General features: G+C 70.0%; 16 protein-coding genes. 8 read left to right on the top strand and 8 right to left on the bottom strand.

Annotated features, from left to right (window positions below; genetic code table 11):
• Positions 1 to 164: 164 nt before the first annotated feature.
• Positions 165 to 3,611 carry an effector-associated domain EAD1-containing protein gene (locus FRAEUI1C_RS10690; protein WP_013423306.1) on the top strand — a complete coding sequence of 1,149 codons (3,447 nt, stop codon included), beginning with the start codon at positions 165 to 167 and terminating at the stop codon, positions 3,609 to 3,611.
• A 600-nt stretch (positions 3,612 to 4,211) separates the two neighbouring features.
• Here the strand turns inward: FRAEUI1C_RS10690 and FRAEUI1C_RS10680 are convergent.
• Together FRAEUI1C_RS10680 and FRAEUI1C_RS10675 are read right to left on the bottom strand one after the other, a co-directional pair.
• Positions 4,212 to 4,847 carry a DinB family protein gene (locus FRAEUI1C_RS10680; RefSeq protein WP_232425377.1) on the bottom strand — a complete coding sequence of 212 codons (636 nt, stop codon included), beginning with the start codon at positions 4,845 to 4,847 and terminating at the stop codon, positions 4,212 to 4,214.
• A 93-nt stretch (positions 4,848 to 4,940) separates the two neighbouring features.
• Positions 4,941 to 5,309: a VOC family protein gene (locus FRAEUI1C_RS10675; RefSeq protein ID WP_013423304.1), complete on the bottom strand. Its 369-nt coding sequence runs from the start codon at positions 5,307 to 5,309 to the stop codon at positions 4,941 to 4,943.
• A gap of 64 nt (positions 5,310 to 5,373) precedes the next feature.
• Here FRAEUI1C_RS10675 and FRAEUI1C_RS10670 point away from each other — a divergent pair, with 64 nt between their 5' ends.
• Complete coding sequence (locus FRAEUI1C_RS10670; RefSeq protein WP_013423303.1) at positions 5,374 to 5,835, top strand: MarR family winged helix-turn-helix transcriptional regulator; 462 nt, start codon at positions 5,374 to 5,376, stop codon at positions 5,833 to 5,835.
• Positions 5,836 to 5,921: 86 nt separating this feature from the next.
• Here FRAEUI1C_RS10670 and FRAEUI1C_RS10665 read toward each other — a convergent pair whose 3' ends face one another.
• Positions 5,922 to 6,521, bottom strand: a complete 600-nt coding sequence (locus tag FRAEUI1C_RS10665; protein ID WP_013423302.1) for a TetR/AcrR family transcriptional regulator — start codon at positions 6,519 to 6,521, stop codon at positions 5,922 to 5,924.
• Positions 6,522 to 6,627: 106 nt separating this feature from the next.
• Here FRAEUI1C_RS10665 and FRAEUI1C_RS40905 point away from each other — a divergent pair, with 106 nt between their 5' ends.
• Both FRAEUI1C_RS40905 and FRAEUI1C_RS10650 read left to right on the top strand, forming a co-directional pair.
• A complete protein-coding gene (locus FRAEUI1C_RS40905) occupies positions 6,628 to 7,437 on the top strand; it encodes a nuclear transport factor 2 family protein (RefSeq protein WP_013423301.1) in 810 nt (269 codons plus the stop codon).
• 339 nt (positions 7,438 to 7,776) lie between these two features.
• Complete coding sequence (locus FRAEUI1C_RS10650; RefSeq protein WP_232425376.1) at positions 7,777 to 8,973, top strand: diacylglycerol/lipid kinase family protein; 1,197 nt, start codon at positions 7,777 to 7,779, stop codon at positions 8,971 to 8,973.
• A 24-nt stretch (positions 8,974 to 8,997) separates the two neighbouring features.
• Here FRAEUI1C_RS10650 and FRAEUI1C_RS37165 read toward each other — a convergent pair whose 3' ends face one another.
• On the bottom strand, positions 8,998 to 9,798 hold the full coding sequence (locus tag FRAEUI1C_RS37165) for a metallophosphoesterase family protein (protein ID WP_013423299.1): 801 nt from the start codon (positions 9,796 to 9,798) through the stop codon (positions 8,998 to 9,000).
• 208 nt (positions 9,799 to 10,006) lie between these two features.
• The gene (locus FRAEUI1C_RS10640) at positions 10,007 to 10,375 is read right to left on the bottom strand and encodes a TraR/DksA family transcriptional regulator (RefSeq protein ID WP_157734896.1); all 369 of its coding nucleotides are present in this window, start codon (positions 10,373 to 10,375) and stop codon (positions 10,007 to 10,009) included.
• Positions 10,376 to 10,595: 220 nt separating this feature from the next.
• Here FRAEUI1C_RS10640 and FRAEUI1C_RS10635 point away from each other — a divergent pair, with 220 nt between their 5' ends.
• From FRAEUI1C_RS10635 to FRAEUI1C_RS39460, 4 genes are all read left to right on the top strand, one after another.
• Positions 10,596 to 13,157, top strand: a complete 2,562-nt coding sequence (locus FRAEUI1C_RS10635) for an AAA family ATPase (protein WP_083819495.1) — start codon at positions 10,596 to 10,598, stop codon at positions 13,155 to 13,157.
• Between the two features lie 35 nt (positions 13,158 to 13,192).
• Positions 13,193 to 14,194, top strand: coding sequence for a phosphotransferase family protein (locus tag FRAEUI1C_RS36120; protein WP_049806872.1), 1,002 nt, complete (start codon positions 13,193 to 13,195; stop codon positions 14,192 to 14,194).
• A 52-nt stretch (positions 14,195 to 14,246) separates the two neighbouring features.
• The gene (locus tag FRAEUI1C_RS10630; protein ID WP_013423297.1) at positions 14,247 to 15,611 is read left to right on the top strand and encodes an MGMT family protein; all 1,365 of its coding nucleotides are present in this window, start codon (positions 14,247 to 14,249) and stop codon (positions 15,609 to 15,611) included.
• Between the two features lie 90 nt (positions 15,612 to 15,701).
• On the top strand, positions 15,702 to 16,055 hold the full coding sequence (locus FRAEUI1C_RS39460; RefSeq protein ID WP_157734895.1) for a hypothetical protein: 354 nt from the start codon (positions 15,702 to 15,704) through the stop codon (positions 16,053 to 16,055).
• A gap of 16 nt (positions 16,056 to 16,071) precedes the next feature.
• On the opposite strand, the gene FRAEUI1C_RS36115 is transcribed toward FRAEUI1C_RS39460, so the two are convergent.
• From FRAEUI1C_RS36115 to FRAEUI1C_RS10615, 3 genes are all read right to left on the bottom strand, one after another.
• A complete protein-coding gene (locus FRAEUI1C_RS36115; RefSeq protein WP_013423296.1) occupies positions 16,072 to 17,205 on the bottom strand; it encodes a pentapeptide repeat-containing protein in 1,134 nt (377 codons plus the stop codon).
• Between the two features lie 94 nt (positions 17,206 to 17,299).
• Positions 17,300 to 18,085, bottom strand: coding sequence for a phosphatase PAP2 family protein (locus FRAEUI1C_RS36110; protein WP_013423295.1), 786 nt, complete (start codon positions 18,083 to 18,085; stop codon positions 17,300 to 17,302).
• A 379-nt stretch (positions 18,086 to 18,464) separates the two neighbouring features.
• Positions 18,465 to 19,607, bottom strand: a complete 1,143-nt coding sequence (locus FRAEUI1C_RS10615) for a saccharopine dehydrogenase family protein (protein WP_041259171.1) — start codon at positions 19,605 to 19,607, stop codon at positions 18,465 to 18,467.
• Between the last annotated feature and the right edge of the window lie 183 nt (positions 19,608 to 19,790).

The following is a 19,790-nucleotide window of genomic DNA, read 5'->3' as shown; positions in this document are numbered from 1 at the left end:
GCCGGCAGAACCTCGGCGGCGGCGCGTACTCCAGCGGAACGTCACCTACTGGCCACTGGAACGCCACGCGTACGTCAGCCAGTCACGGCGGCGCGGACGTGGGCCGCCTGGTGGGATGCTGCGAGTCGTATCGTCTGGGTGGGCTCGGGCTGCCGGGGGGTGGCATGAGTGCGGGGCTGACCAGCGAGCAGGTCGAGGCGCTCGCTGAGGTGTACGCCGATCCGCTGTCGGCGCGACAGGTGGTCACGAACGCCGGGGTTCGCGTGCCTGATGTGCCGTGGGGAGCGCAGAGTTCGCGGGTGTTCTGGAGGGCGGTCGCGGACCTGCTCAAGCAGGGCGTCGCGGCTGCCGGCGCGGAGCGGCTGCTGGCCGAAGCCGCCGAACAGTTTCCTGAGAACCCGGTCTTCGCCGCGGCGGGGCCAGCTCGTGAGGCGCTGTTCGCCGGAGATGCGGCTGGGCCGGGCTCGGGCCCGCTGGGCCGGTCGGCGTATGTGGAGCAGGTGCGGCAGATCGCGCCGCCGCGGCTGGTAGGCCGTGAGGGGGAACTGGCGCGGCTGGCCGAGTTCTGTACCGCCCCTGATGATTCCAATGGCCGGCGGTATCTGTGGTGGCGGGCGGCGGCGTGGACGGGTAAGTCGGCCTTGATGTCGTCGTTTGTGCTTGCTCCCCCGCCGGGGGTGCGGGTGGTGTCGTTCTTCATCACTGCCCGGTATGCGGGAAACAGTGACCGCGCGGCGTTTGTCGAGATCGTGACCGAGCAGCTCGCCGACATCGTCGGGGAGTCGGTGCCCCCGTTCCAGGATCCGGGTCGCGCGGAGCGGCTGTGGTTCAAGTTCTTCGCGGAGGCCGCGGCGCACTGCAAGGCTCGTGGGCAACGGCTGGTGCTGGTCGTTGACGGGCTCGACGAGGATCGGGGCGTGACGGGGCCGGGAGCACGCAGTATCGCCGGTCTGCTGCCGGCGAACCCGCCGGACGGAGCGCGGGTGGTGGTCGCGGGCCGACCGAACCCACCCCTCCCGGACGACGTGCCCGCCGGCCATCCGCTCAGTGACCGGAACATCGTTCAGGTGCTGGAGCGCTCTGACTTCGCCACGACGATCCGCGCGGATATGCGGTCCGATCTGGAACGGCTGCGGACCGGCGGCCCGTTGGAACGGGACCTGTTGGGGCTCGTGACCGCCGCCGGCGGCGGTCTCTCCGGCCGTGATCTCGAGGAACTCGCCGGCGATCTCGATGCCACTGAATGGGACATCGAACGGCTGCTGTCGACGGTCTCCGGTCGTAGCTTCTCCAGCCGAGCCGCGCGGTGGAACTCGGCGGGCGGGTCGAGGGTATACCTGCTCGGTCATGAGGAACTCGCCCAGGAGTCCGTCCGCGCCTACGGATCGAAAAGGCTGGCTGCCTACCGGGAGAAGCTCCACACCTGGGCGCACGGCTACTGGCAACAGAAGTGGCCGCGGCACACCCCGGAATACCTGCTGCGCGGCTACTACCGGCTGCTCCTCGACACCGGCGAGCTGGCCCGCGCCGTTGACTGCGCCACCGACCAGACACGACACGACCGGATGCTCGACCTCACCGGCGGCGACACCGCCGCCCTCGCCGAGATCACCGACGCCCAGAACAGCATCCTCACCCAGCCATCCCCAGACCTGCGGCTGATGGCCCGACTCGCCGTGCACCGCCAACGCATCGCGGCCCGCAACAGCAACATTCCCACCCGTCTCCCCGCTGTCTGGGCCCGACTCGGCCACACCGCCCGCGCCGAACAGCTCGCCCGCGCCATCACGAACCCGCACTTTCAGGACCTGGCGCTGGTCGAGGTGGCTGGAGCCCTCGCCCAGACCGGCGAAGATGCCCACGCCGAGCGGATCGCCCGCGGCATCACCGAGCCGTACGCGCAGGCCAAGGCGCTGGTCGAGGTAGCGGGGGCCCTTGCCCAGGCCGGCGAGCCTGACCGCGCCGAGCAGGTCACTCGCGACATCACCAACCCGGACATCCGGGCCGGTGCGCTGGCCGGTGTAGCTGGTGCCCTGGCTCGGGCCGGTGAGCAGGCCCGAGCCAGGCAGGTCGCCGCCACGGCCGAACAGGCCGCCCTCAGCACCACCCACCCCTATTCCCAGGCCCGGGCTCTGGCCGACGTGACCGGTGCCCTCGTCCAGGCCGGTGAGCAGGCCTGGGCCGGGCAGGTCGCCGCCGCTGCCGAACAGGTCGCCCGCGACATCGCCCAACCGTCCATACAGGCCTTGGCGCTGACGGCCGCGGCTGGTGCCCTCGCCCGGGCCGGTGAGCCTGACCGTGCCGAACAGGTTGCCTACGGCATTGCCGAGCTGCCCTACCAGGCCCCGGCGTTGGTCGAGGTGGTCGGAGCGCTTGCGCAGGTCGGTGCGCATGACCACGCCGAGCAGGTCGCCCACCGCATCGCCGACCCGGGCGCCCAGGCGCGGGCGCTGGCCGAGGCGGCGGGCGCGTTTGCCCGGGCCGGTGCGCATGACCACGCCGAGCAGCTCGCGGCCGCGGCCGAGCAGATCGCCCGCGACATCACCCACCCGCACATGCACGCGCGGGCACTGGCCGGGATCGCGGGCGCGCTTGCCCGGGCCGGTGAGCATGGCCCCGCCGAGCAGGTCGCCGGGCTAGCCGAGCAGGCCGCCCGCGACACCACCGACCTCGACTCCCAGGCCTGGGCGCTGGCCGAGGTGGCGGGCGCACTGGCGAACGCCGGTGAACACACCCATGCCGAACAGGTCGCCCACAGCATCACTGACCGGTCCCGCCAGGCCGAGTCGCTGGCGGACGTCGCGGGCGGGCTTGCCCAGGCAGGTGAGCATGGCCGCGCGAAGCAGGTCGCCGCCGCGGCCGAGCAGATCGCCCGCGACATCACCGACCCCGACTCCCAGGCCTGGGCGTTCGCCAGTGTGGCTGTCGCCCTTGCCCGGGCCGGGCAGCACGCCCATGCCGAGCAGATCGCCGCCGACATCACCGACCCGGGCTCCCGGGCGCGGGCGCTGGCCGAGGTGGCGGGTGCGCTCGCCCGGATCGGTGAGCATGCCCGCGCCGAGCAGCTCGCCGCCGCGGCCGAGCAGATCGCCCGCGACATCACCGACCCGCTTCACCAGGCGTGGACGCTGGCCGGGTTGGCGGGTGCGCTTGCCCGAGCCGGTGAGCACGCCCGCGCCGAGCAGGTCGCCACCGACATCACGGACCCGAACTCCCAGGCACAGGCGCAGGCGCTGGCCGAGGTGGCGGAGGCCCTCGCCCAGACGGGTGAGCATGCCCAGGCCGAGCAACTCGCCCGCGACATCGTCTTTCCGGAACTCCAGGCGCAGGCGCTGGCCGATGTGGCGGGAGCGCTCGCCCGGGCCGGTGAGCACTCGCACGCCGAGCGACTCGCCCGCGACATCGCCGACCCCCAGTGCCAGGCCCGGGCGTTGGCCGATGTGGCGGGAGCCCTCGCGCAGGCCGGCAACCCTCAGCGGGCTGAACATCTTCTCGGAGAAGCGCTAAGCCGCGGCGATTGGACCCGTCTGCCTCTCGCTGTCATCTCCGACGTGAGCCCAGACGTCATACGCACCATTGCTGACGCGATCATCAGCACCCGCGAAGGCTGATCGGGATCGAAGGCGCCTCCGGTCGTTCAAGCACGAGAACGCGAAGGTCGTGTTCTCACGAGACGCGCGCTCGCGGCAGGTGTCAGGGACGGCGTCGGAGCAGGTCGGTGACGCGTTGGTCGGTGATCTGGACCGCGGCTCCAGGGGTTCCGACCGCGCAGCCGGCGGGAACCGCGCGAGGGCAGCCACCGCGAAGGAGGCGGGTTCGGTCACGAGGCGTTCGGCGGAGCAGAAAAGGATGTCCGCCGCGTTCAGCCATGGCTGGCTGTAGGTGTCGTCGACCCCCGTGACGGTCTGGACGTCGACAGCGATCGGGACGTTGGCGTCTTTCGCGATCGCGAGTAACGCCGGTTGCAACCAATGGTGGACAGCACGGCGAGACCAGCGCCGTGCAGGAGCCGCGCGAACAACTCCGGCGGATAGACAGCGTCCGGTACATCGACCTCCAGGTGAGGATCACCGCCGTACGTCCAGCGCAGCCACCGTGCCGCTCCTGCGGGCCCGGACGTATCCGCGCGGTGGCCGATCTGCTGACCGGAGACGACGACCAGCAGATACGCGAACTGGTGAGGCCACACCAATCCGGTTGGTGAGGTTGGGTCAGTGGCGGTCGGTCTGTCGCCACGCGTGAAGATCGCGCAGAGCGCCGATCTGAGTACCGTGATGACCTACCTCGTTGAGCGCCCCCGCGATGAAGTGCGTGGCCGGGTGGGCGGGACCCGGCGGGCCGGCAACGCACACGCCGCCTCTTGGCGGCTCCGGGGCATACGTGTACCCAGCGGTCGTCACTTCGAGTTGGTCGTCATCCGCCCGCTCAATCGCCTCGCGGAGCCTTTGCCAGCCGTCCCGCAACGCGGTGACCGCCTCGGCAGCACTGGTGAAGATCGGATGATGGGAAAGGTACGGAGACGTCCAGCCGCTGGCCATCGTGTGCGACCCGCCCAAGAAATCGATGGCGCACAGACGGTCGGGCAGTGATCCTATGTGCCAATACAGCCAGGCGATGGTCGTCATCGGGACCGGTACTGGCTCAGGGATCTCGAAGTCGGCTACCCATTCTCCGGCTCCGAACGGGTTCCGGGTCGAGCACTGACCCTGCCGGCGAATACTCCAGGTCGTCGTGAATGGCTCCCAGGAGAACTCGTCATCGGTCAGGTCCTCCCAGGCGCGAGAGAGGGTGAAACGCTCGATTGGGTTCATCACCTCGAGCAGCGTGCCGGCTCTTTTCCCGGTCATGAGCCACATCGTACGCAGCCCCCTTGCCCAGGCCCGAGTTCGACCGAGAGCGTGCTCGGAGGTCCTGCCGCGCCGAGGACCGGGAGGCCCGGCTCAGCCGCGGTCGTGGAGGGTCACCTGGTAGCCGTCCGGGTCGGCGAACGTGAAAGTGCGGCCGAACGGCCCGTCGACGGGCGCTGAGACGATCGTCGCGCCGGCGGCGGCGAGGGCGTCGTGGATGTCCTGCGCGTCGGGGGCGTGCAGCCACAGCGCCATTCCCAGGCCCGGCCGCGCGACCGCGTCCAGGTCGACGCCCGCGACGACGTCGCGGACGGCGAACGCGATCGGCTTGGTCTCGAACACGACGGCGTGCGGCGGTGCCGCGGCGGAGCGCTTCAGCCCCAGGTACCGCTCGTAGAAAGCGGCGGAACGCTCCAGGTCGCGCACCTGCAGTGAAACGAAGTCGGGTCCCGTGACGGCCACGATTCTTGCCTCCTCGTCCGATGTCAGTCTTCTGACATGCAGGAAGGTATGTCAGACTACTGACATGAGTCAAGGTGGGCCGGGAATCGAGCTGGACACCTCGCTGGGGTACATGCTGAAGGCGGCCGCGAGCGCCCTGCACTCCGCGATGGAGGCCGTCCTGCGGCCGCTCGGCATGACGATCACCCACTACGCCTGCCTGGAGCTGCTCGCCCAGCGGCCGGGCCTGTCGAACTCCGAGCTTGCCCGCGGAACGTTCGTCACTCGGCAGTCGATGAACGTGCTCCTGCAGGCCCTCGAACGCCAGGGACTCGTCGTCCGCCCAGAACAGGCACCCGTCGGAAGGGTTCTGCCGACCGAGCTGACCGACCGCGGGCGCCGCCAGCTCAAGGTGGCCAGCGCCGCGGTTCGCCGCGTCGAGCAGGACATGCTGGCCAATCTGGACACCGGTGAGCAAGCGCAGATGCGGCGCCTGCTCACCACCTGCATTGCCTCACTGACCGAACCGCCCTCATCGGCGCCGTAACCGCGCCGGAATGCCCGACTTCGCCGCGTCCCTGCTCGGCACTGGGCCGGCGTACCCGAATCCGCGATCGAGGGCGCCGGCCGAGGTCATCGTCGGGCTCGGAGTCCGTTCAGAAGCAGGGCGAGCAGGCGATCGGCCTGGGCTGAGCTGTCGGGGCTGTCCTGGGCGGCCCAGGCGATGGCGCCTATCAGCTTCATCAGGTCGGCGGCGTCCGCGTCGGCGACGACCACGCCGCGGCGCCGCGCTCGCGCGAGCAGCTCGCCCCCGACCTCGAACAGCTGCGCGTGCCAGGTCGCGACCAGGGCGTGCTCGCGGTCGAGCGCCGAGTTCATCACCGCGGCCGAGAGTCCCCGGTAGGTCAGGGCGTGCAGGAGCGTGGCCCGCAGCCAGGTGGACAGCGCATCAAGCTCGTCCTCGGCGCTCAGCAGCCCCCGGCCGAGGGCGAGCAGCTCGGCTATCTGCTCAGCGAGCACAGCCTCGACCAGGTCCAGTCGGGTCGGGAAATGCCGGTAGAGCGTTCCGCTGGCCACCCCGGCACGGCGGGCGATCTCGTCCAGGGAGGCGTCCACACCGAACTCGGCGAACGCGCGCCGCGCCTGCTCGACCAGCTGCTCGTAGTTGCGCTGGGCGTCCGCGCGCCTCGGACGCCCAGCCCGTGACCGCGAGTCGTCGCCTGCCAGCGTCATCCTCACACCCTTGCTAACCGGGGACACAGTCCGCTACGGTCTCCACTAACCGGACCGTGCCTCACCTTACTGGCGCGGAGACTCCCGCACCCTGGAGGACATCCCGATGACGCTGTCGGAACAGGACCGAACCGACATCCACGACCTGATCAACCTGCACGGCCACCTCACCGACGCCGGCCGGCTGGACCAGGCCGGTGAGCTGTTCACGGAGGACGTCATCTACGACGTGGAGGACCTTGACTACGGCTCGCTCCATGGGCCCGCGGCCATCCGCGAGGCCGCGCTCGCGGCGGGCGACGCCAACCCGGTCGGCCACCACGTCACCAACATCGTGATCACCCCGACGGGCGACCACTCGGCACGGGTCCAGTCCAAGGGCATCGGCATCACGGCGGGCGGCACGGCCGGAAGCGTCGTCTACGACGACATCGTCACCCGCCAGCCCGACGGCTGGAAGATCAGCCACCGCAAGGTGACCGCCAGGCGCACGGCTCTCGGTGGGCAGGACCGCGGCCCGCGCCAGGTTCTGGAGCTTCTACGCCAAGCCGCCGTCAGCCAGTCTGTCGAGGAGATGAGCGGCCTGTACGCCCTCGACGCCGTCCATGAGTTTCCGTTCACGGCGCCCGGCGTACCATCGCGCATCGAGGGCCGGGACGCGATCGTGAGCTGGATCGCCGGCGGATGGAAGGCCAACCCGCTGAAGTACGAGCGCTATCGCAGCCTCGCCGTCCACGACACCAGCGACCCGGCGACGATCGTCGCCGAGCAGGAAGCCGTCGGGACCAGCACAGCCACCGGCGAGTTCACCCTCCCCAACATCATCGTGCTCACCGTCCACAACGGGAAGATCGCCCACCTGCGCGACTACGTGAACGTCCTGGCGGCGAGGACCGCCCTGGGACAGGCCCGGTAGGTCGGGCAACCTCAGCGGCGCGAATCGGCGGGCGGCCGCCGACATCTCGTCGGCAGGGTGCGGGCGACTAGAGGGAGAGTTCGGTGTCCGGCTGCCGTTGCCGAGCCGAGCGGGGTCGGTGACCATATCCGGATGACCGGTCGGAGAGGGCAGCCGTCGATCGAATCGGCGTCGCAACCGGAGCTTTCTGACGGTCGCGCTCACCTCGCTCACGATCGCCCCAGGAAGCAGCAGGTCTCTCGGCGCCGCCGGGCAGCCGCCTGCGGCGCGCTCGCCTGCTTCGCCGGGGCGGTAGCCGTGGTACTGGTCCGATTGGCCGACCGGCCGATCGCCCTGCCCGTGGCGGTCGTCGCCGTGTCCGTGGCGACGACAGCGGGCTGGACGGCGCTCGTCGGACGGGGGCTCGGGCGGGCCACGGCCGCTGCCGTGGCCGTCGCGGCCCTCGGTGGACTGCTCGCCTTCGCCGGCGCGGTCGGCGTCCTGAGCACACTGGTCACGGTGGGGCTGCTGGCCGCGTCGCAGGGCGGTGCGCGTGCCGCCTTCGGCCGTCACCGGCCGAAAGGGGCCATCGTCCGACCGGCCCGCCACGGCGTCCTGCTGCTGAACCCCCGGTCCGGCGGGGGCGCGGCGGAACAGCATGACCTCGTCAATGAGGCGGCCGCGCGCGGCGTCAGGGTCGTCGTTCTCACTCCCGACGCCGACCTGCGCGCGCTGGCCGAGGAAGCGGCCGACGACGGGGCCGATGTCATCGGCATGGCCGGTGGTGACGGGTCGCTGGGTCTCGTCGCCGACGTGGTCCGGCGGCGCGGCCTGGCCTTCGTCTGCGTTCCGGCCGGCACGCGCAACCACTTCGCTCTCGATCTGGGCCTTGACCGGGCCGACGTCGCCGGAGCACTGGACGGGTTCGAGGCGGCGATCGAACGGCACATCGACCTCGGCCAGGTCGGAGAGCGGGTCTTCGTCAACAACGTCTCGCTCGGGGCGTACGCGGAGATCATCCAGGCCGACAGTTACCGGGACGCCAAGGTGGGTACGGCGGCGGCCAAGCTGCCCGAGCTCCTCGGCCCTGATCACGCCCCGTCGGACCTGCGGTTCCTCGGCCCGGACGGTCGCGTCCAGTCGAACGCGGACGTCCTGCTGGTCTCGAACAACTCCTACCACCTGCACAGCCTCGGTGGCCTCGGCATCCGCTCCCGGCTCGACAGGGGTCGACTTGGTCTCGTGGCCCTGAGCGTCGGCGGTGCCCGTGACCTCGCCGCCCTCCTCGCGCTTGAGCCGGTAGGTGCCATCGATCGGTTCCGAGGCCTTCAGCGCTGGGAAAGCCCGACGTTTCGGGTCGATTCCGCCCAGCCGGTCAGCATCGGGGTGGACGGCGAGGCGCTCAGCCTCGCGCCGCCGCTGCTGTTCCGTTCCCTTCCCGGCGCGCTGCGGGTGCGAGTACCGCTGCACGCGCCCGGAGTGCGGGTGCTCCGGCCGGGAGTACGGGGCACGGTCCGCGGGCTGATCCGCGTCGCCGCCGGAAAGCAGGGCGCGTAGACCGCAGCGGTAGTGGACCCGCGCTTACGGGGTCCGGCTCCAGTCGAGGTCGTGCCGGGCGTAGGTCGAACGTTCGTAGGTGTCGAAACGGTCACCGTTCCACTGCCGGGTCTCGACGGTGAGCTGGTCACCGTCAGCCTCGATGAGGTTGTAGCTGTTCGGCTCGCCCCGCAGCCGGTTCGACAGCGTCGTGCCGGACTGCGCCACGACCAGGCCGTCGGCCACCCCGCTGTAGGCGAGGTGAAGATGGCCGCCGAGCAGCAGATCCGCCCGTTGGTGCAGCTGCCGAAGCGCGAGGTCGGACCTGCCGACCAGGCCGTGGCCGCCAGCCCGCGGTTCGAGCAGGAACGGGTGATGCGCGACGAGCACCCGCAGATCGCCCCGCGGCGACTCCTCGAACACCCGGAGCGCCGCCGCGACCTGCCGGTCGTTGACCCGGCCCCGCGACCAGTCGACGTGCAGGCTCGACCGGCGAGCCGTGTTGAGCCCGACCGCGGTCAGCCCATCGCCGCTGTGGGTGGTCACGTCGGCCGGGTTGGCACCAAACTGTCGTCGCCACGGGTGCCACGGCCGGGCTATGCGCGTCCAAATTGGCCAGACGGGCAGGTCATGGTTGCCGGGCACGACCAGCGCCGGAGCCGGAAGCCTGCCTAGAAAGGCGCGAGCCGCTTGGAACTCCGTGTCCTTTGCCCGTTGGGTGAGGTCACCGCACACCGCGACGAGGGTGGCGTCGAGGTCGCGTAGGTCAGCCAGGAGGTTCTCCGCGATTGCAGCGGCGGTACGGCCGAAATGCAGATCGGAGATCTGCGCGATCCGTACGGTCACCAGTTGCACCTTCCCGTTTCGGCTCCACGTCGCGCCTGGGACACCGGCCGCGTCGCAGCGCGCCCGGATCAGGATCGGCTACGGCTGGCGCTGCCGGTCCGCATCTCCTTGGTGCCTCCGCACGGGAGGTTTACGCGCGAAACGGGCGCTGGCGGCGGCCAGCCACGATCCGGCACGGGGCCTTGGCCGCATCGAGCGACCGACGAATTCAGCGGTGGCCGGCGCAGTCGTCGCAGAGGGTCTTGATCCAGGCGCGGTCCCGGGGCACGCCTGGATTGCCGCAGGCCTCGCAGGTTCTGGCTGACTCCTGCTCGGCGGCATGGACGAGGGCGCGAGCCGCGTCGTCCTCGTCCTTGTAGCGGGCTGCCTGATCGGGGTCCGGCCAGTCGGTGTTCCCCAGGTTCAGGTGGCGCAGCATTCCGGTGTAGAGGTGAATGCGCAGGGTGCCGTACTTCTCCTTGACCTGCTGGACGCTGTAACTGGGGCTGACAGCGACCAGCTGCTCGTGCAGGCGGGTCAGGAGGGGATGCCAGCCGCGGCCGACGAAGTCGAGGTGATCGGGAATCTGTTCAGGCACGTGCACATGATCTGGTACATCTCGCGCAGGTGTCATCCCCACGGCCGCGATCTCGGATCGCCCGAGGCTCAGCCACCGCTGGCGACATCCGCGTGGACCTATCGGGTGCGTCAGTCCGAATTGCACGGTTTGGCCGACGCGAGCCGGGCAGGGTGATTGGATGCGGAGGGCGATCGCCACATCACGCTGTCGATCGGGCATCGGCTGTCGGAGGTCGGGGATGGCGATCGCGCCGCGTTTTCGTCGCGTGGCGGCGTTGCAGCGGGAGTTCGTGGATCGTGAGCCGCTGCTGGCGGCGTTCGAGGAGGAAATCGAACGGCTCCGCACCGGCGCTGCCAGTCCAGCTCCCCGAATCCTGAACGTGACCGGTGTCGGCGGGATCGGGAAGTCCCGGCTGCTGCGGGAACTGCGGGTTCGGGCGCCGAAGGGCTGGCGGACCGCGACGCTGGACCTTCAGGTGCCGGCGATGCGTCAGCAGGAGGACGCGCTCGCGGTCTTGCGGGCCGAGTTCGGCGGCCAGGGCGTGCGGTTCGACCGTTTCGACATCGCCTACGCCGTGCTGTGGCAGCGAATCCATCCGCACTTGAGGATCAGCAGGGAGACGCTGCCGTTTGTCGAGGAGAGCGGCATCCTCACAGAGATCATCGACTCGGTGGCTGGGCTGCCGGTGTTCGGGACCGGTCTCGGTCTCCTGAAGGCCGCGGAGAAGGTGACGACCGATGCCCGGCGCCGCTTTCGTATCCGGCATGACGAGACGTTGTCGTCGCTTGACGACCTGCCCAACGCCGAGATCGTCGACGCGGTCACGTACCTGTTCGCCGAGGATCTTCGGGACGCCTCAGCTGCCCGTCCCTATGTGCTGACGATCGACACCTACGAGGCGCTGGTCCCGGCGCCGACCCGGTCGGGGCGCACTCAGCTCGCCGACGTCTGGCTGCGTGACCTGGTCGCCCAGCTGGACCGCGGCCTCGTCGTGATCGCCGGCCGGGAGCCGCTGCGGTGGGACGTGTACGACACCGACTGGCACGGGCTTATCCGCACCTGTCCGGTCGACGGGCTGCCGATGCAGGCGCGGCTGGCGCTGCTCGGATCGTCTGGAATCGTGGAGGAACGCGAGTTGCAGCGGCTGGCGGCTGCGAGCGCAGGCCTTCCTTTCTATCTGCATCTCGCGGTCGACACAGGTGGCCCTCTCCCGGAAGGCGACGCGACGGGCCCACGCTTGGCACAGGCAGCGGCGAACCAGCGGGAGATCCTTCAGCGTTTCCTTCAGCACGTCGCATCTGACGAGGTGCGGACGCTGGAGGTTCTCGGTGTGGCGCGGATCTTCGGCGTGGAGATCTTCCGGGCGTTGACGGCTGCGTTGCAGCTGCCGGGACATGTGACCGCGTGGGAGTCGATCTCGTCGTACTCGTTCGTCTACCCGGCGGGCGACCAGCTGCGTTTCCACCAGCTCATGGCAGCGGCGCTGCGCGACCGTCTTTCCGAACCGGCTCGGCTGGAGCTACACCGGCTTGTGCATGCTGCTTGGGCCGCGCGGGCCTTCGAGGATCCAGAGAGCGGCGGCGTCACCGGCCAGGAAGCATCCCGGACCGTCGACGGGCGGATGCTGGCTGACCCCGTTGCCTTCCGGGAGATGGTCTTCCATGCGCTGCAGGTCGGCGAAGTGTCCGGGACCGACCTGCTCGACCTGGTCGAGGTCGCGGTCCGTGGTGGCGCCGACGGCGCGGCCGGCGGAGTGCTGGCCGACCTGCGCGACTTCCTGCGCGACAACCCGGTCAGGGTCACGCCCGAGCTGACGGAAACGGCCCGGGTTCTGGACGTCGAGACCGTCCTGCGCCGCGGTGAGGCCGACCAGGCGTTAGAGCTGACTCCTGACCAGACCTGGGACGCGAGTACGCCCGTTGGCGCCCGGCTCGCGGTCGCGGCTGGTCAGGCGCGGCGGATCGCGGGGCAGACCTCGGCCGCGTTGGAGATCTACAACCTGGTGTGGAGCGGCGACGACGACACCGCCAGGATGGGCGCTGGTCTGTGGGCCGCTGACCTGCACATGTGCCAGGGCCGCTTCCTCGACGCCGAGCGTTTCGCGACCGAACTCGACGTCATCGCGGAACGCCGCCACCCGGAGGCCCGAGGCGACGTGGCGCGGCTCCGTCACCTCGCGCACCGGTTCGCCTTTGACTTCGACGCTTCACTCCGGCTCCTCTACGAAGCGACGGACCACTACCAGACGGCCCGGTCGTACCTCGGCAACGCGAACATCAAGACCAATCGGGCGGAGCTGCTCGCCTTTTCGGACGCGGAGCTCGCAATCGCTGAGGCTCGGGCCGCTATCGAGGTGCAGACCGAGATCGGTGCCCAGCACGAGCTGGGTAAGTGCCACACGGCGATCGCGGTCGCGTCGCTGCGGCTTGGCCGCTTTGGTGACGCGGAAGCCGCGTTCGGCGACGCGGTCGAAGCGCTCACCCGGGCGAGCTACCGTTCAGGCCTTGCCCGCGCCAGGCTGTATCGGGCGGCGTTGGAGGCGCGTCGCGGCCAGCTCGATCTTGCGCAGGCCTCCGTGCGGTGGGCGGTCAGCGAGCTGGAAGCGGCGGAGGTCTATCCGACTCTGGTGCTGGCCGCCGGCATCGCGCTGCGGAACCTGGGAATCGACGATGAAGACGTGACGGAAGCCTGCCAGCGCGCCGAACCCTCCATCCAGCCGCTGACCACGCTCGACGATTTGAAGGGCCGTATCGACGTGTTCGCCCGCGACCTGCTCGGCCTCGGCGAGGCATCCCGATGACACGCGCCGAGCCCACGCCGGCTGACGATGCCCCCGTGGCGAAGACCAGCGACCCGGACGGGCTGTACCGGATCGCACTGGCCAGTACCGATCGCAGCGCCGGCTTCTACAACCACAACGTCCGCATCGAGACGCCCGCGGGGTCGGTCGTCGTTCGCATCCCGATTCCTGGCGCCGACACCATGGACCTGACGATCTGGCCCGAGGCTGACGTCGTTCGGGCGATTGACCCGGTGATCGCCCGGGTGCCCAGGCTGGTGCATAGCAGCGTCGAGCCGGTTTACCAGGTAGTCGAATGGATCGACGGAGATGTGCTCGACGCGGTGGCGCCGCGCGGCAAGCCCGTGCCGGGGCACGTCGTCGGGGACGTCGGAGAGCTGTTCGCCCAGCTCGGTCGGGTGCCGTTGGAGCAGTTGCCGGCGCTTCCTGCCGATTGGCCGCTCGACGGTGACACTGCCTCCTTCGCGAACCGGCTGTCAGACATCACGGCCAGCGTGCACGCCCGGTTTCTCGGCGAGTTCGGCGAGCTGTTCGACGGTCTCGGCTTTCCGGCGGATCCGCTCGGGCCGGTCCTCGAACGCTGGCAAACCCTCTCCCCCAGGCCGTTCCGGCTACTCCACACCGACATCCACCGCAAGAACATGATCGTCGACGTCGACGTCACTTACTTCCTCGACTGGGAGCTCGCGCTGTGGGGCGACCCGGTCTACGACCTGGCCGTCCACCTTCACAAGATGGGCTACCAAGCTGACGAGGAAGAAGCCGCCCAGGCGGCCTGGCTCGCCGCCGTGCCCGCCGGGGCTGCGGTCGAATGGCGCGCTGATCTGGCGACCTATCTGGCGCACGAACGGGTGAAGTCGGCCGTCGTCGACTCCGTCCGCTACGCCAAACTGATCGCCGCCGGCACCGAGCCTCCAGACGCTGAGGCCGCGCTCGTCGACAAACTCACTGCCAAGGTCCGGACAGCCCACGCCGTCTGGAAATCCAGTCGCGCCCCCGACCATGCAACCGTTGAAGGTTGCGTTCGGTCCAGGTGAGCGGGATCAGAGGCCGAATGTCTGTCCGGCTGGCGCAGGCTGGAGGTCAGCGATGACATTGCTGTTCAAGGTCAATGGCGCCAAGGCGACGGCGCTGCCCGCAGTCTCGCTGGCTGAGGCCGGGCTGAGCGAGCGGGCCGACCTGCAGGAGTGGGTGCTCGCCAATCCCGCAATCCTCGGCGACGACGTGATGGTGGTGACCAGCGAATACGACCAGTGGACCGGCAGCGACGGTCTCCGCGCCCGGGACCGGCTCGACATTCTCGGGCTTAGTACCGCCGGCCGGCTCGTCGTCGTCGAGCTCAAACGCGACGCCGCACCCGGGGACACCCATTTACAGGCGATCAACTATGCGGCGATGGTCTCGGGCTTCACGCTGGACACGCTCGCCGACGCGCACGCGACCTGGCTCACGAGGCGGGGAAACCCGACCGACCGGGACTCCGCTCGGGCACTGCTGCTCGAACATCTCGGCGGAGGTGAGCTCGACCCAGAGCTTCTGCGTAAGCCCAGGATCATGCTGATCGCCGGCGCGTTCCCACGGCAGGTCACCAACACGGCCGTCTGGCTCTCGCAGTTCGATCTGATTGTCGAATTGGTCGAGGTCGCCGCGTGGCGCTCGGACGACGGTTTCCTCGCGGGCTTCAACCGATTGTGGCCAACGACGGGTGCCGAGGAATTCACCCTCAGCCCGATGGCGCGGGCCGACGCTGAACGCGTTAGCCAGAAGGAGGTCCAGCGTTCCCGGGCGGCCTCGGCCGTACGGCGGCTCATTGACGCGGAAACACTCGCCGACGGCACCACACTCCGACTCACGCTCTCGGCTGTGCCGGCCGCGCAGCGGGCCAAACTCGACCAGTGGATACAACAGGAGCCGTCACGCGGCCGGGCCGCCTGGCAGAACGATCCTAAGGGCCCGCTGCGCTGGGAGGCCGACGGTGGGATCTGGACGCCCACCAGGCTGGTCCTGCACATCCTCGCCCAGGCAACCGGATCGGCGCCCGAATCGGTGCGCGGACCTATCTGGTGGGAGGTCGAAGCAGGACACAGCCTGGCGGACCTCGCCGAGGCCGTCCCGGGACAGAGCAGACGCGACTGGTCCGACCTGCACGCGTGCCTCGATGCCCTGCCCGCCGGACGCTGGACAACCTACGGCGATCTCGCGCAAGTAGTCGCCACCAAAGCCCAACCACTCGGCCAGCACATCGCCACCTGCCCGTCCTGCCAGAATCGGTGGCGCGTCCTAGACGCCGACGGAACGGTCGCCGCGGATTTCAAGTGGCCAGATCCCAGCCGCGCCGACACACCTCAACAGGTCCTCGAATCGGAAGGAATCACCTTCACCAACGGCACCGCCGACCCCTCGGTCCGTCTCAGTCTCACAGACGTCGCTAACCTCCTCCGTCGAGCCTCCTAACAGTAGGAGACGGACCGAACCTGATCTACAGAGACGGATCCGCCCTCCCGGATCACGAGGGAGCCACGAGCACGCTGGTAGCCCTTCACCGTGGGCACCCCGGCCTACAACGAAGAGCTGGACGTTCTTCTCGCCGACGCCGGGGCCACCGGGGATCAGTTGCACGAACGGCTCTGTTCCACTTTCGATGGTGACGGTGCGTTAGCGCTGCGGGCGAAGGCCAAAGCGGGTGAAGTCTGCTACCTCGCAGTCGTTCGCAAGGTCGAGCAGCCGCCGCCATGTTGCCTCGGAAAGCTGCAAACAAACACGAAAGCGAGACGGCGGCTGTGCGCCACGCGATCACTGAATGTGGCCACCGAATGTGCCACAGAGTCGAAAGCGCGGCAGAGCCGTTACCGAGACAGTCCCGACAGCCCCGCCGGCGCGTGTGCCGGTGGTCCGTGAGGTGGGATCTCCGCTGTCAGAGGGTGAGGGAGCGGACGGTGAAGTCGGTAGGTCTGATCGGGGACGCATCGGAATGGGCCCGGATGTGCCGGGCCAGCGTTGGAGACGGCCAGTGGGTCGTCTCCGGCCAGTCCGGGGAGTCCGACCAGCGGACGCCGTCGAGTCGCGCCCCGGTCAGGTCTGCGCCGGTGAGGTCCGCACCGACGAGATCGGCCCGGTGGAGGTTCGCGCGCGTGAGGACCGCATCGACGAGGCGGCCTTCGCTGAGATGGACGCCGGTCAGGATGGCGTCGTCGAGCCGGGCGCCTGTCAGGTTGGCGTTGGCGAGGTCCGCGCCGTCGAGGTTGGCCTGAGACAGACGCGCCCCGGCGAGGTCGGTAGCGGTGAGCTTCGTCTTGATGAGTATCGAGCCGGTCAGATCCGCGCCGGTGAGGCGAGCCGCCATGAAGTCGGCGAATGCCAGATCCCGGCCGGCGAGGAGCGCGCCAACAAGCTGGGCCCCGGGGTAGTGGGCGATGGTCCAATCGATGATCTTCTCGACGCGTTGCGGTACCAGTTCCGTGGGCTCGTCGCTCGCGGGCGCCGACGCCCAGCCTGGCCGGCATTCCGGGTAGAAGGCGGGTAGAGGACCGCTGGGGGCTGGCCGCGGGCCGCCGGCGATCTCGTCCTCGGAGCGGTGGACAAGGTCGGGCGCGGGCAGCGCCGGCCAGATGCTCACCGCGTGTTCCTCGATCGGCGGGTCAGCGTCGAAGCCGGTGCTACCCGCGGCCCGCGCGGCGTCGCGTCCCCTCGCCCGCACGCGAACCCGGTACCAACCAGGGCCGCCAGGCGTCAGGTTCCCCAGCTCGGGCGGCCCGCCCGTGTCCATGTCGCCGAGCCAGGTCCGGCCCGTATTGCTGTGATGGCTGACGTCTACGGCCATGGCCCAGCCGTCGAAGGCAGCGGCGGGTTCGTCGTCGCGGACCTCGACGGTAATCCTGATCCGCCCGTAGTGGGTCCCGCAGACCACGGCCAGGTGACCGCCACCCGCCCCGACGAGTGTGTTCCCCTGAAAGGCCTGATTCAGGCCCACACTCTCGGGGATCACGTTGTAATCGCACAGGTAGTACTGGCTGTAGCCGACACGGAAGTCGTCAGTAATCCACCTCATCGGTCGATCATCGCAGCCGCGATCGATCTTCCGAACGCGCCGACGGGGGTTGACCACCAGGCCACCAGGCCATCGAGCGCCGGCAGGGCGGCCTTCACTCGCTGGCGACCTCGCGCCGGGCGGGCTCGCGGAACGTCGTTTCTCTCGCGCCGAGGGCGACACGCACCAACGCGCTCGACAGCGGCAGGAGAATCGCGGCAGCGGCAGCGTCCGCCAGAAGATGATTTCCCGTCGCCATCACGACGAAGGTGGTGAGGGCTGGATAGCACCACGCGAGCGCACGCAGCCATCGGTTATCCGTCAGCGCGCGACTCGCCATCGCGACCCACAGCGCCCATCCGACGTGCAGCGACGGCATTGCGGCGAAGGGATTCTCCGCTGAGGTGATCCCATGCTGTCCTCCTGCGCCGAACGTCCGCACCCTCGCGACCGTGTCGACGAACTCGGCCGACGGCAGCAGCCGCGGCGGTCCGACCGGGCAGAGCCAGAAGACGACCAGCGCGAGCAGGCTCGCCACGAAGAGAATGTCCCGGTACAGCCGGTACTGGTTGGGGCGTAGCACCAACAACAGCGTCAGCACCAAGGCGGTCACGATGAAGTGCGGACCGTCGTAATAGTAGTTCCCGACCGCTTCGCGAAGATGCGACCGCGCCCACCACGTGTTCACCCACAATTCCGGGGACAGGTGGACCGCACGCTCGGCCCGCAGGACCCGGTCGGTGCGGCCCAGTGCCTGCTGGGCGTGGCGGGGCGCGTGGTCGGCGATGATCGAATACAGCTGGAAGCCGACGATGATGAGGAGTGTCTCGAGGGCGAGATGCACCGTCAGGAAGCGGCTGCGACTCGCCGTGGCGTTCTCGAACGACAGCCAGGCCCACACCTGCCGCGGCGATACCCGGCGAGGACCGGGCGCTCTCGACGGTCCTGCCAGCTCAGCCATGCCAGGCACGGCGGCGGGCGCAGATAGGTCCCCGGCGGACAGGGCGCGGTGCGGCGTCCAGTGCCTGGGACGACGGCGGCAACAGACGGCGGGCCATGGCCGTACACATTCCGTTCACTCCACCGACAGTAGTGCGGCACCATCCCGAAAGGTCCCGCGACAGCGAGCGGCCGGGATTCTGACTCAAGCCGGGGTCATCGCACGCGGGACTGCCGTGCCAAGGGGTCTCCCCGCCACGATCACCGCCGTCCACTGCCCCGGTGCGGGTTACGGTCGCCCTCGCGGGCGACCTGGCCAGCTTCTGTCCGCAGCCGGCCGACTAACTGGATCCGGAGCTGACTCCAGGCAGGCCCACGCGGCGTAGGCCGGCCGCCGCGACGGCGGGTTCGAGCCCGTCGACGCCGAAGGCTTCCACCGGGCCGAGCGCGCCGTGCCCGGTCACCGCGCCGGACGCCAGCTGGCCAGCGATCCAGGCCATGATCCGGCCGGTGAAGACGTAGGGATCCACACCCTCCAGACGGACCGTGGCCAGTTGTCGCCCGGAGGCGTCGGCCACGGTGGCGAGCACGACGGTGCTGGTCGCGTCCTGGGCCGCCGGATCCGGCCCGCGTCCCGTGACCCGCAGCGCCGGCGCCGCCGCCACGCCCGCCAGCCGGGTGAAGACGCGCAGCCGGGACAGCGCCGCGAGCGGGTAGGACGCGGCCCGCGCCAGCCGGGCCGGCCTGCCGCCCGCGACCATGTAGGTCGCGGCCTCGGTGAGCCGCGGCGCAAGCCGGGGCAGCGTGCGCGCCTCGGTTCCCGCCCACAGCACCCCGGTCAAGACCGACCTGTCCTGTCGAAAGGTCCGTACCTCGCGCCCGAAAGGAAGGGTGACGAGCCGGCCGGCCCGCAGCATCTCGACCGGGCTGAAGGCGGACGCCAGCATCGTCGCCCTCGTCCCGCTGCTGATTCCGAGCCGGTGCAGCCGCCCGCCCGGGGGGACGACCTGGTAGGCGACATCGACCCGCCGGGCCTCCTCGCCGGCATCCCGTAGCGCGAGCGCGCCGGCCAGATTGCCGGGCACGCAGTCGAACCCGGACGCCGGAAGCAGCACGACGCCGGCGCGTTCGGCCCGTGGGCCCGCGTCCTCGTACACCTGGCGCAGGAAATCGGCCTCGCCGCTGCTGTCCAGGTAGTGCGCCCCGGCCGCGATCGCTGCGTCGACGGCGGGCCGGCCGAACCTCGAAAACGGGCCCACCGTGGCGACCAGGACGTCGCCAGGCTCGACCAGCCGGCGCACCGAGTCGGGGTCGGCCGCGTCGGCCAGAGCGCCGGGCAGGTCATCGTGGCGGGCACGCAGCGCGTCGACCCGCGCCCGGTCACGCCCCGCGACCACCGGACGGTGCCCCGCCGCGACCAGCTCGGCGGTCACGAGCCGGCCGGTGTAGCCGGTGGCGCCGAACACCACAATGCGTCCGCCCATGCCCACAAACGGTACGGCCCCCGGACGCGGGAGCGACTCCGACTCGCCCCCGCACCGAGGATCGGACCCTGCCGCTCGCCCCGGCCCGGGCCCCATATCTACGCGATGGGCCCACCGATGAGGAGAAGCCGACGACGGTCAGGCTCGTCACGACTCATGGGTGGCACTCACTGCGCATAGCGA

Origin of the sequence: Pseudofrankia inefficax, assembly GCF_000166135.1 — a bacterium.
In the GTDB taxonomy this organism is placed as follows: Bacteria; Actinomycetota; Actinomycetes; order Frankiales; family Frankiaceae; genus Pseudofrankia; species Pseudofrankia inefficax.
The sequence above is the reverse complement of the archived record's forward strand: the minus strand, read 5'-3'. Positions and strand labels throughout refer to the sequence as shown.

Bases quoted from the DNA above. Each gene is read 5' to 3' on its own strand.
- FRAEUI1C_RS10665 (WP_013423302.1), bottom strand. From the start codon at position 6,521: ATGACGCTGGCAGGCGACGACTCGCGGTCACGGGCTGGGCGTCCGAGG.
- FRAEUI1C_RS10690 (WP_013423306.1), top strand. From the start codon at position 165: ATGAGTGCGGGGCTGACCAGCGAGCAGGTCGAGGCGCTCGCTGAGGTG.
- FRAEUI1C_RS10670 (WP_013423303.1), top strand. From the start codon at position 5,374: ATGAGTCAAGGTGGGCCGGGAATCGAGCTGGACACCTCGCTGGGGTAC.
- FRAEUI1C_RS40905 (WP_013423301.1), top strand. From the start codon at position 6,628: ATGACGCTGTCGGAACAGGACCGAACCGACATCCACGACCTGATCAAC.
- FRAEUI1C_RS10635 (WP_083819495.1), top strand. From the start codon at position 10,596: ATGGCGATCGCGCCGCGTTTTCGTCGCGTGGCGGCGTTGCAGCGGGAG.
- FRAEUI1C_RS10680 (WP_232425377.1), bottom strand. From the start codon at position 4,847: ATGACCGGGAAAAGAGCCGGCACGCTGCTCGAGGTGATGAACCCAATC.
- FRAEUI1C_RS36115 (WP_013423296.1), bottom strand. From the start codon at position 17,205: ATGAGGTGGATTACTGACGACTTCCGTGTCGGCTACAGCCAGTACTAC.
- FRAEUI1C_RS10630 (WP_013423297.1), top strand. From the start codon at position 14,247: ATGACATTGCTGTTCAAGGTCAATGGCGCCAAGGCGACGGCGCTGCCC.
- FRAEUI1C_RS10615 (WP_041259171.1), bottom strand. From the start codon at position 19,607: ATGGGCGGACGCATTGTGGTGTTCGGCGCCACCGGCTACACCGGCCGG.